General features: G+C 47.7%; 12 protein-coding genes and 1 tRNA gene. 7 read left to right on the top strand and 6 right to left on the bottom strand.

Annotated elements, in window-relative coordinates:
- Positions 1-69: 69 nt before the first annotated feature.
- The 3 genes from MF542_RS12190 (at position 70) to MF542_RS12180 (ending at position 6,697) form a co-directional block, all read left to right on the top strand.
- Positions 70-2,850: a TonB-dependent receptor gene (locus tag MF542_RS12190; RefSeq protein WP_247019809.1), complete on the top strand. Its 2,781-nt coding sequence runs from the start codon at positions 70-72 to the stop codon at positions 2,848-2,850.
- Positions 2,851-2,944: 94 nt separating this feature from the next.
- Positions 2,945-4,459 (top strand): tryptophan halogenase family protein, encoded by a 1,515-nt coding sequence (locus MF542_RS12185; RefSeq protein WP_247019807.1) that lies wholly within the window; start codon positions 2,945-2,947, stop codon positions 4,457-4,459.
- Positions 4,460-4,624: 165 nt separating this feature from the next.
- On the top strand, positions 4,625-6,697 hold the full coding sequence (locus MF542_RS12180) for a glycoside hydrolase family 97 protein (protein ID WP_247019805.1): 2,073 nt from the start codon (positions 4,625-4,627) through the stop codon (positions 6,695-6,697).
- Positions 6,698-6,793: 96 nt separating this feature from the next.
- Here MF542_RS12180 and MF542_RS12175 read toward each other — a convergent pair whose 3' ends face one another.
- From MF542_RS12175 to MF542_RS12160, 4 genes are all read right to left on the bottom strand, one after another.
- Positions 6,794-8,245, bottom strand: a complete 1,452-nt coding sequence (locus MF542_RS12175) for a serine hydrolase (protein ID WP_247019803.1) — start codon at positions 8,243-8,245, stop codon at positions 6,794-6,796.
- A 229-nt stretch (positions 8,246-8,474) separates the two neighbouring features.
- On the bottom strand, positions 8,475-9,572 hold the full coding sequence (locus tag MF542_RS12170; protein WP_247019801.1) for a calcium-binding protein: 1,098 nt from the start codon (positions 9,570-9,572) through the stop codon (positions 8,475-8,477).
- Between the two features lie 222 nt (positions 9,573-9,794).
- Positions 9,795-11,087 carry an alpha/beta hydrolase gene (locus MF542_RS12165; RefSeq protein ID WP_247019799.1) on the bottom strand — a complete coding sequence of 431 codons (1,293 nt, stop codon included), beginning with the start codon at positions 11,085-11,087 and terminating at the stop codon, positions 9,795-9,797.
- 121 nt (positions 11,088-11,208) lie between these two features.
- Positions 11,209-11,283 (bottom strand) — tRNA-Gly (locus MF542_RS12160).
- Between the two features lie 178 nt (positions 11,284-11,461).
- Here MF542_RS12160 and MF542_RS12155 point away from each other — a divergent pair.
- From MF542_RS12155 to MF542_RS12140, 4 genes are read left to right on the top strand one after another with little or no spacing between them, the layout of a single operon-like run.
- Positions 11,462-11,998 (top strand): prolyl-tRNA synthetase associated domain-containing protein, encoded by a 537-nt coding sequence (locus MF542_RS12155; RefSeq protein ID WP_247019797.1) that lies wholly within the window; start codon positions 11,462-11,464, stop codon positions 11,996-11,998.
- Between the two features lie 19 nt (positions 11,999-12,017).
- On the top strand, positions 12,018-12,953 hold the full coding sequence (locus tag MF542_RS12150; protein ID WP_247019795.1) for a tetratricopeptide repeat protein: 936 nt from the start codon (positions 12,018-12,020) through the stop codon (positions 12,951-12,953).
- Positions 12,954-12,964: 11 nt separating this feature from the next.
- The gene (locus MF542_RS12145; RefSeq protein ID WP_247019794.1) at positions 12,965-13,600 is read left to right on the top strand and encodes an LON peptidase substrate-binding domain-containing protein; all 636 of its coding nucleotides are present in this window, start codon (positions 12,965-12,967) and stop codon (positions 13,598-13,600) included.
- A gap of 10 nt (positions 13,601-13,610) precedes the next feature.
- Positions 13,611-13,790: a Trm112 family protein gene (locus MF542_RS12140; protein WP_247019792.1), complete on the top strand. Its 180-nt coding sequence runs from the start codon at positions 13,611-13,613 to the stop codon at positions 13,788-13,790.
- 86 nt (positions 13,791-13,876) lie between these two features.
- On the opposite strand, the gene MF542_RS12135 is transcribed toward MF542_RS12140, so the two are convergent.
- A complete protein-coding gene (locus tag MF542_RS12135; protein WP_247019790.1) occupies positions 13,877-14,245 on the bottom strand; it encodes a histidine triad nucleotide-binding protein in 369 nt (122 codons plus the stop codon).
- 36 nt (positions 14,246-14,281) lie between these two features.
- Positions 14,282-15,121 (bottom strand): N-acyl homoserine lactonase family protein, encoded by an 840-nt coding sequence (locus tag MF542_RS12130; RefSeq protein WP_247019788.1) that lies wholly within the window; start codon positions 15,119-15,121, stop codon positions 14,282-14,284.
- Positions 15,122-15,125 lie beyond the last annotated feature (4 nt).

Raw genomic sequence — 15,125 nt, 5'->3', positions numbered from 1 at the left:
AAGACTTTGCTTTGGAAGGGCGCTATAAGTCATCGGTTACAGGGGGAATGCACATGAAGGGGAGGATGCATGAAAACCTCTAGTCTTAAAACGCAGCTGCTATCGTTTGCGTCTCTATCAGCACTTGCTTTTGCTGCAACGCCTGCACTAGCGCAGGAAACCGGCGAAGAGGAAGAGCTGGAAGAAATCGTTGTAACAGGTTTACGTGCGAGTATTTTGAACTCCATTGAAACTAAACGTAACAATTCATCCATTGTTGAAGCCATTTCTGCGGAAGACATTGGTAAACTTCCTGATGCTTCTATTGGAGAATCACTAGCACGCCTGCCCGGTCTCGCAGCTCAGCGTTTTGATGGCCGTGCCAACAAAATTTCTATTCGCGGTTTGGCGCCAGATTTTACAACAGCAACATTAAATGGTCGCGAGCTTGTTTCCTCTGATAACAACCGCGCTGTTGAATATGACCAGTTCCCTTCTGAACTGATCACAGGTGCGACTGTTTACAAAACACCAGATGCCTCCCTATTTGCTCAAGCTGTTGGCGGCACGGTTGACCTCCAGACAGCACGCCCGCTTGATTATGATGAGCCTGTATTTGCTGTTGGTTTCCGCGGTGAATATAGCGATCAAGGCGCTCTAAATGCTGGCACATCTGCATGGGGTTACCGCGGCAATATTGCCTATATCGGCCAGAATGAAGACGGTACAATAGGTTATGCCCTTGGGTACGCACGCCTTGTTCAGCCAATTCAGGAACAATACATCCAGACCTGGGGCTACACAGAGCAAAGTGATGAAGAAACTGGTCTTTCCGGCCTGTTCATTGATGGTGCTAAGCCATACGTAAAATCAAACGAACTTACACGTGATGGCCTTCTTGGTGTCCTACAGTTCCGCCCAAGCGAGAACTGGGAGTCTCGTCTGGATGTGATGTATTCCAAGTTTGAAGACGAACAAACACTGCGCGGCCAGGAAATTGCTGGTTACACAGCGCAAAGCCGCAGCATTTTCGAAGTGGAAAACGGTCTTGTAACCCGCGGTTCACTTAATGGCCTTCTTACTCAAGCGCGGAACGATTTTTCCGACCGTGATGTAGAAACATTCGCAGCTGGCTTCAACACACGTTACGACATTGATGAAAACTGGACTGTAGAAGCAGACTTAAGCTACTCGAAAGCAACACGCGAATATAGTGCATTTGAGGTTTATACAGCCCTTGACCGCGGCACATCAGATGTTGGTCGTGCGGACTATGGCTATATTATTGGCGGCGAAAACGGCCTTGTATTTGATACACCGCTTGATTTCTCTGATGGCAACGCTTGGCAGCTGGGTGATAACCTTGGCTGGGGCGGTCCGTTCTGTACTGAAGAACTTGGCTGGCAGTGTGCAAGCCAGGACGGTTTCGTAAACACAGAATCATCCAGTGATGAACTAAAAGCACTTAAGCTTGCAGTAGAACGTCAGGTAAACAATGGCTTTATTGAAAGCCTAGAATTTGGCGCACGCTACGCTAAACGTGAAAAAGATAACGCACGTCGCGGTGACTTCCTTTCACTCTTCACACTCGAAGATGCACAAAATGGTAACGCAGGCGGCCTCGTAGCCGTTCCTGACGAGTATGTCCTCGAACCAACATCCCTTGATTTTATCGGCCTTGGTGATCACTTCAGCATTGATTCCCGCAGGCTGGTTGCAGATGGCTTCTATAATTTCTTCCCAGAAAGCACACTAGCCGCAGCACGCAATAATTATGTTGTTGAAGAAGACGTACTAAACGCCTGGGTAATGGCAAACATTGATGCAACAGCAGGCGATGTTGGCATTACCGGTAACATTGGTGTTCAAGCAGTTTATACAGACCAATCCTCTACTGGCTTTATTGGCTCAAATATTCTCAGCAATGAAATTATCACACCATTTGAATCTGGCGATTCATACTGGGAATTCCTACCAAGCATGAACCTGAGCTTCCACGTTTCAGAAGACAGCGTAATCCGCGCTGGCGTTGCCCGCGTAATGGCTCGTCCACGCATGGACCAACTACGCGCTGGCCGCGAATACACATTATCTGACACTGGTGGCGGTACACTTGGCACCCCTTGGGGTGGCAGCGGCGGTAACCCAGAGCTTCGCCCATGGCTCGCTTGGCAGTTTGACCTTTCATACGATCTATACTTCGGTGAAGGCGGCTATGCATCCATCGCTGGCTTCTATAAGAAACTAGGTAACTATGTATTTGATAGTGCCATCGAATATGATGCTCGTCCGCTTCTTAGTCCTGAGCTCCAAGCAGCGATTGATGAGCTTGATGTACCGGTTGAGAACTTCACAGGCTTTGTAACCGTGCCAACAAATGGCCAAGGCGGTAAGATTTACGGTATTGAACTTTCTGCTTCCATTCCGTTTGCAATGCTCCATGAAAAACTGGACGGCTTCGGCTTCATCGGTAGTGCTTCCTTCACAGATTCAAGTGTAAGAGAAACGCCAGACGCTGAACCAACCGAGCTTCCTGGACTCTCTAAAACAGTGATCAACGGAACGCTTTACTATGAAAAAGGTGGCTTCCAGGCCCGGGTAAGTGCACGACACCGCTCTTCCTTCCTGGCTGAATCTTTTGCAATTGGCTTGAGCCGCGAAGAAACACGTGCTCGCGCTGAAACAGTGATTGATGCTCAGTTATCGTATGATCTTGATGGAATTGGCTACGAAGGCTTTACGGTTTATCTACAGGGCTCAAACCTAACAAACGAGCCATTCCGCCAGTTCCGTAATGATGATGTGAACCAATCACGGAACTTCCACACATATGGCCGTAACTTCCTGTTCGGCTTCTCTTACAAAATGTAAGATATATGATGCTGGTATAGCAGCTTGAAACAACCGCCCTTGCCAATATGATGTTGGCAGGGGCTTTTTAGTTTTTCAGAAGCAGGGCAAAAGAATGAATGAAAACCGGATCAAGGATGTTGTGATTGTGGGCGGCGGCACCGCAGGCTGGATGGCCGCAAGCCTTTTTGCCAACACGATGGGGAAATCTATCCGGATCAAACTGGTAGAATCTGAGGCTATCGGCACCATTGGAGTTGGCGAAGCTACCATCCCACCTATTCAGGTTTTCAACCGCATGCTCGGGATTGATGAAAACGAATTTATGCGTGCCACCAACGCTACCATTAAGCTGGGGATTGAGTTCCAGAACTGGGGTGATATTGGCGAAAGCTATATTCACGGCTTTGGCTACATTGGTAAGTCATTGGGAATATTGAGGTTCGACCAATATTGGCTCAAGAGTCTGAAAAATGGTACTGCGCTGGATATTGAAAATTATAGTTTTACAAACCTCGCAGCGCGCGCAGGGAAATTTGCCCGAATGGATAAAATTCCAGGAACACCCCTTGATGGGCTTGGCTATGCATTCCATTTTGATGCTTCTCTTTATGCAAAATTTTTGCGTTCTTACGCGGAAAAACGCGACGTGGAACGCATAGAAGGCAAAATTTGCAAAGTAAATACAGATGGTGAGAACGGTCACATCACCTCGGTTGAGCTTGAAAATGGCTCCCAGATAGCTGGCGATTTCTTTATAGACTGCTCTGGCTTCAGGGGCCTTCTGATTGATCAAGCTGTCGGCTCAGAATTTGAAGACTGGACCCACTGGCTGATGAGCGACCGAGCCATCGCGGTACCGTGTGAAAACGAAGAAGGGTTCGAACCACGACCCTATACCCAGAGTATTGCACACTCAGCCGGCTGGCAGTGGCGTATCCCGCTGCAGCACCGCACCGGGAACGGACATGTGTTTTCAAGCGCACATATGAGCGAGGATGAAGCCACCTCTATTCTCCTCGGTAACCTTGAAGGAAAACCACTCAAGGACCCAATGACAATCAAGTTCAAAACCGGATACCGCCCTGAGGGCTGGAAGAAAAACTGTGTGGCGATCGGGCTTTCAAGTGGGTTTATTGAACCACTTGAAAGTACCAGTATCCATTTGATTCAAATAGCGCTTTTCCACCTATTAAAGATGTTCCCAACCACAGCGATCGAGCCAAGTATGCGCGATGAATATAACCGCCGCATGCAGTTTGAATATAGCTCAATCCGGGATTTCATTATTTTGCATTATCATGTGAACCAGCGCACAGACAGCGAATATTGGAAGACATGCAGAGAGATGGAAATCCCTGAAACCCTGCAGCGGAAAATTGATGCATTCCGTACACGCGGGCATCTTTACCGCATCGACGGTGAACTGTTCACAGAAGAGGCTTGGACCCATGTTATGCTGGGCCAGAACCTGATTCCTGAAACCTATAATCCGCTTGCAGATAATTTCACGGATGCGGAGATCACAGAGTTTCTTTCAAACATCAACACGCTTCTGAAGAACACCGTAGCAAAACTGCCAACACATCAGCAATTTATAAACGCAAACTGCAAAGCTCCCGTTATGTAAATTGCGCAAAACTGCAATATTTTGCAAATAAATGAAAATATACATTGAATTTTGCAAAAAGATGGCAGACTATATTCATCAATAATCTATGGCATTGCCGCTGGGCTGCACCATACTACCGAAGGTGCGGCCTAGTGTTTCATTCGTGATTGGGAGGGAAACGAAATGAATAAATTTATGGGCACACTTTTGGGCACTACAGCCTTTTTTGCCCTTTCCGCATGCGCTGAAAGCGAAACCACTGCCCAAAATAGTGACCAAAACCATGCCTTCACGGAAGTAACATCCCCTGATGGCCGCACGGTGGTGAAACTGATGGCAGGCGAGGGCCAAACCACATACAGCGTAACCCGCGACGGTGAAGAAATTGTTGCCCCATCCCCACTTGGTTTTGCCTTCAAAAACATGGCACCACTAGGCGGCGATATGAAAGTAGTGGAAGCCAATATTGCAGCCAGCGATACCACATGGGAACAGCCTTGGGGTGAACGTCAGTTTGTACGTGATAACCACAAAGAACTGTTCGTGAAGCTTGCGGAAAAAGATGGCAAGCACCGCGAACTGAACATCCGTTTCCGCGTTTTTAATGATGGTGTTGGTTTCCGCTATGAATTCCCAAAACAGCAGGGAATTGACAGCGCTATCATCACAGATGAAATCACTGGTTTCCAGTTTGATGATGCTTCAACCGCATGGTGGATTCCGGGCCGGGAGTGGAACCGGTATGAATATCTCTATAACGAGAGCCCCCTTAAGGATGTGAAAGAGGCCCACACACCCATCACCCTCAAAACCACTGGCGGCAAATATGTAAGCCTTCATGAAGCAGCGCTTGTGAATTATTCCGGCATGACCATGCTGAAGAACCCGGACGGCAGCTTTGAAGCTAATCTGGCCCCTTGGCCGAACGGTGATAAAGTGCGCACAGAAGGCGAGTTCACCACTCCGTGGCGCACGATCCAAATTTCAGATACGGCATACGACCTGATGAAATCGGATATTATTCTGAACCTGAATGAACCAAATAAACTGGGCGATGTAAGCTGGGTTGAACCAAGCAAATATGTGGGCATCTGGTGGGAAATGCACCTGGCAGCCTCCACATGGGGATCAGACGGCAAGCACGGTGCCACCACAGAAAACACCAAACGCTATATCGATTTCGCAGCAGAAAACGGCTTCAAAGGCGTGCTTGTTGAAGGCTGGAACATCGGCTGGGATGGCAACTGGTATGAAAACGGAGATGTCTTCTCTTTCACCCAGCCCTACCCGGATTATAACCTGCCAGAACTGGCGGAATATGCAAAAGAGCGCGGTGTACAGATTGTGGGCCACCACGAAACATCAGGTGGCATTTCAAACTATGAAGCCCAGATGGATGATGGCTTTGACCTGTTTGAAAAAATGAATATTTCACAGGTAAAAACGGGCTACGTGGCTGATGCAGGGAAAACCCATCACACAGAGGCTGACGGCACCAAACACTATGAATATCATGATGGCCAATATGTGGTTGATCACCACGTACGTGTGCTGGAAAGTGCTGCGAAACGCAAAATTTCCATCAACAGCCACGAACCCGTGAAAGATACCGGCCTGCGCCGTACATATCCGAACTGGATTTCCCGCGAAGGCGCACGCGGCCAAGAATATAACGCCTGGGGTGATCCGGGCAACCCACCCTCCCACACGGCGATCCTTCCCTACACCCGAATGCTTTCAGGGCCGATGGATTTCACCCCGGGCATCTTCGATCTCCTGTTCGAGGAAGCCAAGCCGAACAACCGCGTAGAAACAACACTGGCGAAACAGCTTTCCCTGTATGTGGTGATCTACAGCCCTATTCAAATGGCAGCTGACCTGCCAGAGAATTACGGCAAACACGCAGATGCATTCCAGTTCATTAAAGATGTACCAACAGACTGGGCAGAGAGCATCCCGCTCGCTGGTGAGATCGGCGATTATGCTGTAATCGCACGTAAGGAGCGTGACGGCAAGGATTGGTATCTTGGCGGCCTTACAGGCGATAACGCCCGTGATTACGCGCAGGCGCTTTCCTTCCTTGAAGAGGGCGTATCCTATGAAGCGCAGGTTTACCGCGACGCTGATGATGCCGACTGGAAAAGCAACCCGTATGCAATGGCGATTTATAAAGAAACAGTGAAAAAAGGCGACACGCTCAAGCTGCCAATGGCAGCAGGCGGCGGTTTCGCTGTGCGCTTCAAGGCGCTCGACTAACCGAACATTTGGGGCCGGGAGAGCCTTGAGCCTCTCCCACCAACCTTACCGCACCTCTCTCCGGGGTGCGGTTTTTTTAGGTCGGAACCTCAATCTCTATTTATTTGCCTCCAGCTCCTTCAGAGCCGCTGTGGCAGATGGGCTTTCAGGGGCCAGGGCTAAGGCTTTTTGATAGCTTTCAATGGCTTTTTCTTGTTGCCCTGCAGTTCGGTATGCTTCACCAAGGCTATCGAAGGTATTAGCGGAATTTGGGTATAATTCAGTATTCCAGCGGAAAACGGCGATAGCGCTTTCAAGATGCTTTCCTCTAAGAAACCTGTACCCAAGCCTGTTCATCTGGCTTTCGCTTACATCATATCTGCTACGGTCATCACCCAGGTTTTCAAACGCTGCAACCATAGCAGCTGTACCCTGCGCTTCATTGATTGGCATAAGAAAGGCAGCAAGGCTGTGCTTACCATTTAAGACCCGCATCAAATCCTGCCCCATCTGAATAACCAAACCACCCTGATTTTTATTGTTCAGAACAATCACACAGTCTTGCGCTGCTTCTGAACGCAGATAATAGCTTTGATATCCCGGGATACTGCCCGTATGGCTAACAACATCCAGCGTTACACCACCACTTAAATCCCAATGCTCAACCCCCCAGCCAAAGCCGTACGGGAAGGCTGTTTTTGCCGTTAACATATTCGTACGGCTTTCTGCACTAAGGAGCGCATCGCCATAAAGGGCACGATCAAACCTGTAGATATCGCGGGCGGAGGAATAAACACCAGCCGCCGCATAAGAAACACTCGCATCAATATGAAGTGGCTTAATATAATCACCCTTTGCATCGCGGCTATAGCCCTGAGCAAGCCCCTTTAGTATTGCTTCGTTGGAGTAAACCCCGCTATTTTGCATCCCTGCCGGGCCAAAAATATGGGTTTGAAGGTTTTCCGCATATGATTTGCCCGTAACACGTTCAACAATCACTCCCAGCAGATAAAAACCTGAGTTATTATAACGCCATCTCTCGCCGGGCGTTCCGTTCAAGGTTGGTTTGATCCACTCACGAGCAAAGGTCTCTGGTGCAAAGCTTTGGCGAGCAACCGTTTGCCACCAGGGATCATTATAATTCCCTGGCACATCCTGAATGGCAGAGAGGTGGCTGAGGAGCTGTGCCACCGTTACACCGGCCACTGGCGTACCGCCATATATATCAGGTAGATAATCAGCCAGCGTGCCATCGAGAGATAATATCCCATCTTCTACCAGTGCCATAACAAGGGTTGCGGTAAGCGGCTTTGAAAGAGATCCTATTCTGTAGAGCGCAGAAGGTGTGTTAGGCACCCCCCATTCGATATCCGCTTCACCGTAAGAAGCCTCTACAAGTATTTCACCACCACGGGCAATAAGCACCGTACCACTGAAACCCTGTTTTGATGCATAGCCATCAACCAGTTCTTTCAGTTCAGCTTTATTAACATCACCATAAACGCTCAGCGGCGTAAAAAGCATTAGAACCAATGAATATATCAGCGCTAAACCCAATTTGGCTTTCATATTATCCCCCTCTATTTCTAACCTGCATAAACACAACCTACGGCAAATCGGAGTGGAATAAAGCTTTATTCTTCTCCCATCAGGAAACATCACCGCCACAGAAAAAAGCAGCGCCAGCGGGGCTGGAACTGCTTTGTTTGTCGTGATCTCGGTTTATAGGCCCGGTTTAAAGGCGGGCGACACACTGGGTTTTGCAGGCCGCCCGGTACCACTTGAGCAGGGTGGTTATCTAGATAAGGATGGTGAGGTTATCGAAATCATCCATATGCACGCCAGCGATACGAATTTCATTACCCGCGCCAAGATCAATCGTCAGGCCGAAAATACCGTCCGTTGTGGCAGCCTTCAAAGTTTCAATATCTGCAATGTTATAATCGGTGAGATCAAGGCTATCTTCCGCTAGGCTGTAGTTTGAGCCAATGGTATCAGCGCCTGACCCTTGCTCGAAAACAAACACATCCGCCCCTTCATCACCAAAGAGGCTATCATTGCCCGCGCCGCCATAAATGGTATCATCACCAGCGCCACCTTCAATACGGTCACCGCCTTCATCACCATAAATGATATCATTGCCGTCACCGGCCCGAATAATATCGACACCTTCGTTGCCGCCTATAGAATCGTTGCCTGCGCCGCCGTAAATGGTGTCATTATCAGCGCCTGCAAAGATGGTATCATTTCCGCTGCCACCATAGATAAGATCTTCACCTTCACTGCCACGAACGATATCATTTCCGATTGAAGCGTAGACTGTATCGTTCCCGGTGCCAGCTTGAATCCAATCATCGCCCACTACACCACGACCGCCAAAGATAACATCATCACCTGCACCAGCATCAATGCTATCGTGACCGTCTCCGCCGCCAAGCGAATCCGCACCATCTGCACCAACAAGTGTATCGCTCCCAGCACCCGCCCACATCGTGTCACCTTCAGTACCTGATGTATCATCCGTCAGGTGCGCGTATATTGCATCGTTGCCAGCGCCGCCAAACATCAGGTCAGTACCCGCACCACCAACAAGCGTGTCATTGCCAACACTGCCACCGAGCGTATCGTTGCCGTCTTCGCCTTCAAAAAGGTCATGGCCTTCATCGTCGGCACCAGCCCAGATTTCATCATCACCAGCGCCAGCTTTGATAGTGTCATTGCCTACTGAACCCCTGAGCACATCATCACCATCTGTGCCGGTTTGTTCAGCGGCCGCAAACTCCGAAGAAGCCGCTTTGGCAGATACCGCTGCGTGTACTGGCAACGTGAGATTTTTTAGTAAATTAACATTAGAAAAAGAAAGAAGAGTATCTTCCCAAATAGAACTCTTAACCACTTTAAATTCCCTTAAAAGTTTTATTATATCAACCTATAGAGAAGTTTATATAGTGATGAGAAATACCTAAGTCAAATCTATAGAAGGAATTTTCTTCACCTTTATGGGTATATTTTGAGTAAAATCACCTAAACTTTAGATCAAAATTAGCTGATTAATTTTATTCATATGTGAATAAGAGAAATAAAAAAGCAGGGCAAAAAACCCTACTTTATGCCGTGGTTATTCTCCAAGAAGGGCCCTAAGCCCATCAGGCAAGGTATGCCGCCAGCTAACATGGGAGTGGCCGGTTTTATATTCTCTGTAGGTGACGCTGTAGCCTTTGAGTTCAAGGATATCTCTAAGCTCTCGGTTCGTCCCCACCATACCCGCACCGAGCTCATAAAGCCCGACACCCAGATAGAAGTTGATCGGTACTTTATCAGAAGCTTTAAACGCCTTAATAAGCTTGCCATCATATGCGGGGTAAACGGGCCAGTTTTTATCTCCCTTCTCCGTAAGCCAATATGAGCCAGACTGTGACAGCACCCCGCCAATAACATCTGAATGCTTAAAGGCGATATTTGCAGCCGCAAATCCGCCTCGGCTGGGGCCTGAGACAATGACATCAGCCGTATCATCACTAATAGTATATTTGCTCTTCACCCAGGGCACGAGCTCCCTGGCCACAAAACCTGCAAACGCATCACTGATAAGATCACGGGAACGATTGCCCTGATTGGGAATTAAAACTGCAATGGTTGGTACGATCTCACCACCCGCAATCATATTATCCAGAATAGTGGTCATAGGGGTCCACCCACGATAAAGAGGGCCCGCATTCGCCTCCGCTGCATATTGCCTGCCATCAAACTGGATGATCAGATTATGCGGTTTGGCTTCATCATACCCTGCGGGCACATAAACATGAAGGCGCCGCTCTTCGTTCATGTAGGTGCTCTTAAATGTAATGGTTTCCAGCTGGCCTTTCGGCACACCTGCCTGTGCTTCAACATGCTGCGAGACAGGAGCATCAGGCGCATAAAGTGCTCCATCATGGATATGATCCATTTCCTCTGTCTGGATCACCCCTCCTTTACCGAAGGAGCGTTTTTTAAATTCATTATAGCCATAGATAAACATGGCATCTTTCGGCACACGCTGAGTGCAATAAAATAAGTCGGTATTACCAAGACGTTTGAAACGAAGGCCATAAAAATCTGGCCCGCCGGACTGAAGGATATAATCAGTGTCCTTACTACCCATAGCAAAGTAGGTAACGAGCATATTATCTTCATCACCCTTGATAGGCGTGAAGGTATGCTTGTCTTTCAGGCTATTATAAAATCGCCTCGCCACTTCCCTATCTGTAAGCGACTGAGCCCAAAGCTCATAAAGAGCTTCCGTAGGCAACACCTCCCTTGCGATTTTATGAATATCGTCCTCTACGGCACTAGCCTGATAGGAAGGTGTAAGCAGTAAAGCTGTCGCAAAGCAGACGGTAAGCCCCTGCTTCAAATATGTTTTTGCTGACATAGAGCCCCCTCTGTCATTCTTTATCTATTTTAGATAAGCACAAACTGGGAAATTATAAGATCAAGGAACTATATAGCCTTAAACGCAAAAAACCCTTCCAAAACTGGAAGGGTTTTTTAAGTGGAGCGGGCGATGAGATTCGAACTCACGACCCTAACCTTGGCAAGGTTATGCTCTACCCCTGAGCTACGCCCGCTCGGCTTAAATGGGGTACGCAAGTGACAGTGTCGCTTGCTGTGCGGCGGATAATAGGCATCCGCGTTTCCTTTGCAACACCTTTTTTCATTTTTTTATCATTTTTCTAATAAAGCATTGAAAAATAACATTTTTACGCCAATATAATTACAGAATTCAACCTATTTAAAGGCTAGATTATGGATGAATCAAGGGAATCCGAAACCAAGCTTTTTGACTTTTTGGACAGGTTTGAAATCTCCACAAAAACATACCGCCATAAGCCCGTATTCACTGTGGAAGAAGCGCAGTTAGCAAGAGATGATACAGGTGGTATGCCTGGCGGACACTGTAAGAGCCTTTTTGTACGAGATAAAAAGAAACGCCGCGCCCTTGTTATGGTGGATGAAAATCGCCGGGTTGACCTTAAATCCCTCTCCAGTTTTTTAGGCATGGGACGGCTTTCCTTTGGTAGCGCAAACAGCCTGAAGGAGATGCTGGATGTCATCCCCGGTTCTGTTACACCGTTTGCACTTGTTAATCTGCAAGTGCTTCAGGACGCGGAAGCCCCCCTTATTGTGGCGCTTGATAAAAGCATGATGGAAGAAGAACTTCTTAATTATCATCCGCTTCATAATGCAGCCACCACAGCCATCACCCCACAAGACCTTCTTGTGTTCATTCGTGCGTGCGGGTATGAACCCCTTATTGTAGATTTAGATAGCCCCGCCGAATAAACGGCCACAAAAGAGATATATGATGGACCAGATGACAGGTGGCCCAGCAGCCGCACAAGACACACTGATTAAAGATGGTGATATCCAGAGTTTTGCAGTTGATGTAATTGAAGCCTCTAAAACCCGGCCTGTTATCGTAGATTTCTGGGCTGATTGGTGCACACCGTGCAAGCAGCTTATGCCTGCACTAGAGCAAGCTGTAAATGCTGCAGGCGGAGCAGTTGCCCTTGTGAAGGTAAACGCAGACCAGAACCAAACACTGTGCGCACAATTGCAGGTTCAAAGCCTGCCCACAGTACTTGCTTTCTGGCAAGGGCAACCCGTTGATGGTTTCCAGGGCGCAGTGCCACCATCACAAATTACAGCTTTCATTGAACGGCTGACACAAATCTCTGGCGGAGCGGGTGCCGCAGGCAATCCACTTGATGAAGCGATGGATCAGGCGGAAGCAATGCTGGAAGCAGGGCAGGCAGAGCAAGCCACCGCTATATATCAGCAAGTGCTAAGCCACGATAACACCAACATTCGCGGGCTTGTTGGCTTTGCGGAAATAAGTTTCTCTATGGGTGAACTTGAACAAGCCAAACAAATTCTCGATGCGGTAGACAGTAAAGCCGCAGCCGAAGCCAAGCTTACAGAACGGGTTCAAAAGCTGGAAACATCTATTGAACTGGCTAGCCAGGCTGAGGACGCCGGAGATGCTGAAGCCCTCGAAAAACAGTTAGAAAGTGATCCAAGTAACCATTCTGTACGTTATGAGTTAGCACTGGCACGTCAGGCGGCAGGCGATATGGCGGCCGCTGCAGAAGCACTTCTCGGCATTATTATGCGCGACAGAGAGTGGGAAGACGGCAAAGCCCGCGAACAACTCTTGAAGTTATTCGAGGCAGCAGGGCCTACAGACCCTTTCACTCTGAAATACAGAAGAAGGCTTTCTTCAATCCTCTTCAGCTAACAGGAAAAAACATGACAGAAGATATTCCGAACATTTCAAGCTTGCCTTCTGTCATACCCGTATTTCCGCTGAGCGGGGTTATATTGCTGCCCGGCAGTGATTTGCCGCTACATATCTTTGAACCGAGATACCGACAAATGATTGAAGACGCTTATGACAGTGATCAAATCATCGGCATGACCCAACCTACGGAAAATGAAGCTGGGCCCGTCCCTGAATTATACAATATTGGCGGTGCAGGAAGCATCACTTCCCTGACACCACTTGAAGACGGACGCTATCTTATCAACCTCAAAGGTATCAGCCGATTTAATATTCTACAGGAATTGCCAGCAACAACACCATATCGACAAGTTGCTGCCGAATGGCTTGTTGATCAACATATCATGCCAGACAACTTTGATAGAGACGACTTGATAAAGCTGCTGCAAGGGTTCCTATCAGGGAAGGAGTTGGCCGCAGATTTCAGCCGGCTGGAGGATATGCCCAACAATGTTTTTATAGATACATTATCAATGGCCATTCCATTCCAGCCTGCAGAAAAACAAGCGTTGCTTGAAGCTGAAAGCCCTTGGGCAAGAACAGAAATATTTACAAGCTTGCTCCAAATGGCTGTTGGTGGCAATTTGACTGAAATACCCAACTAGCGAGATTGCTATGAACCATCAAACTAACCCTAAACTTCTTGAGCTATTGGTATGCCCTGTAACGAGGGAAACCCTTGAATATGATAAGGAAAATCAAGAGCTTATTTGTGAAAAGGCAGGGCTGGCATTCCCTATCAGAGATGGTATTCCAATTTTACTTGTTGATGAAGCACGCGAGTTAAATGGTTAGCAAGCTAAATAAAATAGCTACACCAAAATGATGTAGCTATTGATTTTCCTGATGTTTTTATGGTTAAAAAATAGTTAATGAACTAACTACCCAAAACTTTTATCCAACATTGGCCCAAGTGGTTTGCCGCCCATAATATGGATATGCAAATGCGGTACTTCCTGATGGCTATTAGGCCCAGCGTTAGCAATTGTGCGGTATCCAGGCTCAATAAGCCCTAATTCATCTGCCACTTTCCCAACAGCACGCATATAACCAACCACCAGTTCCGCAGGCGCATCTGCTGTAAAATCGGCCATTGATACATATTCCCCCTTTGGGATCACCAGTACATGCACAGGTGCCTGAGGGTTGATATCATGAAACGCGAGCGCAAATTCATCCTCATAAACCTTATTACAAGGAATCTCACCTCTCAGAATTTTCGCGAAAACATTCTCGGGATCGTACGCCATAATATACTCCAAACTTATAGTTGGCTAAACCAACTTTTAATCCAAATAGCCAGGCAACTTCGGCAAAGCACCTGTATCTTTCTTTTCGTGCTGGATAACAACACGCGCACCAAGTTCCTTCGCTTTCGCTTCAAAGGCATCCATAGACTTGAGTGTATCATCTGCATTTGTATTAAAGGTTGGCACCGTGCGCAGCTTGCGGGAATCAGTAAGGTGATACAGATCACCTGTTAGAAGCACCGGACCTTCTTTTTCAAGATTAACAAGCAGTGTGGTGTGCCCTGGTGTGTGGCCCGGCATAGAGAGAATAGTTACAGAACCATCACCAAACACATCATGGTCACCAGTGAAGGTAATTTTCTCGGCATTTTCCATTTTATCATAGGCACTGAATGTTTGCGCCTGTGCCCGCATGGCATCACTGAACATATGTGCATATTCATTTTCGTGCACAATCCACTTTGACCCAGCAAAATCATTCAAGTTACCGGCGTGATCAAAATGCGAGTGAGAGATAGAAACATAATCAATATCCTTCTCGCTCATACCAATTTCAGCCAACTGATCCTGAATGGTTTTCTTTAAACTGATATGGAAACCCGGCACAGACATACCTTCAGGTAAATCCTTGATCGCCTTTGGAAGACCTGTGTCCCAAAGAAGCGTGCCTTTAGGATGCTTGACCACAAAACAGGCGTCACCCGCCTGGTTATCTCGGCCATTAAACTCGCCGTCTTTGGCAAAAATTGCCAAGTCTTTCATGTGAATATCACCGCAATCGAGCGTATAAAGTTTCACATCAGCAGCAGTAGCATCCGCTGAACCCAGAAAAATTGCAGAAATGAGAGCGCTTGCAGCTAGGAAGGATTTTTTCATCCTG

Source organism: Kordiimonas laminariae (assembly GCF_023008165.1).
In the GTDB taxonomy this organism is placed as follows: Bacteria; Pseudomonadota; Alphaproteobacteria; order Sphingomonadales; family Kordiimonadaceae; genus Kordiimonas; species Kordiimonas laminariae.
Note: the sequence above shows the minus strand (reverse complement) of the source record. Positions and strands in the feature narration are given on the sequence as shown.

What these genes read in the sequence shown, in the direction of transcription:
- MF542_RS12140 (WP_247019792.1), top strand. Translation starts at nt 13,611, where the DNA reads ATGAACCATCAAACTAACCCTAAACTTCTTGAGCTATTGGTATGCCCT.
- MF542_RS12155 (WP_247019797.1), top strand. Translation starts at nt 11,462, where the DNA reads ATGGATGAATCAAGGGAATCCGAAACCAAGCTTTTTGACTTTTTGGAC.
- MF542_RS12185 (WP_247019807.1), top strand. Translation starts at nt 2,945, where the DNA reads ATGAATGAAAACCGGATCAAGGATGTTGTGATTGTGGGCGGCGGCACC.
- MF542_RS12190 (WP_247019809.1), top strand. Translation starts at nt 70, where the DNA reads ATGAAAACCTCTAGTCTTAAAACGCAGCTGCTATCGTTTGCGTCTCTA.
- MF542_RS12130 (WP_247019788.1), bottom strand. Translation starts at nt 15,121, where the DNA reads ATGAAAAAATCCTTCCTAGCTGCAAGCGCTCTCATTTCTGCAATTTTT.
- MF542_RS12175 (WP_247019803.1), bottom strand. Translation starts at nt 8,245, where the DNA reads ATGAAAGCCAAATTGGGTTTAGCGCTGATATATTCATTGGTTCTAATG.
- MF542_RS12135 (WP_247019790.1), bottom strand. Translation starts at nt 14,245, where the DNA reads ATGGCGTACGATCCCGAGAATGTTTTCGCGAAAATTCTGAGAGGTGAG.
- MF542_RS12165 (WP_247019799.1), bottom strand. Translation starts at nt 11,087, where the DNA reads ATGTCAGCAAAAACATATTTGAAGCAGGGGCTTACCGTCTGCTTTGCG.
- MF542_RS12150 (WP_247019795.1), top strand. Translation starts at nt 12,018, where the DNA reads ATGATGGACCAGATGACAGGTGGCCCAGCAGCCGCACAAGACACACTG.
- MF542_RS12180 (WP_247019805.1), top strand. Translation starts at nt 4,625, where the DNA reads ATGAATAAATTTATGGGCACACTTTTGGGCACTACAGCCTTTTTTGCC.
- MF542_RS12145 (WP_247019794.1), top strand. Translation starts at nt 12,965, where the DNA reads ATGACAGAAGATATTCCGAACATTTCAAGCTTGCCTTCTGTCATACCC.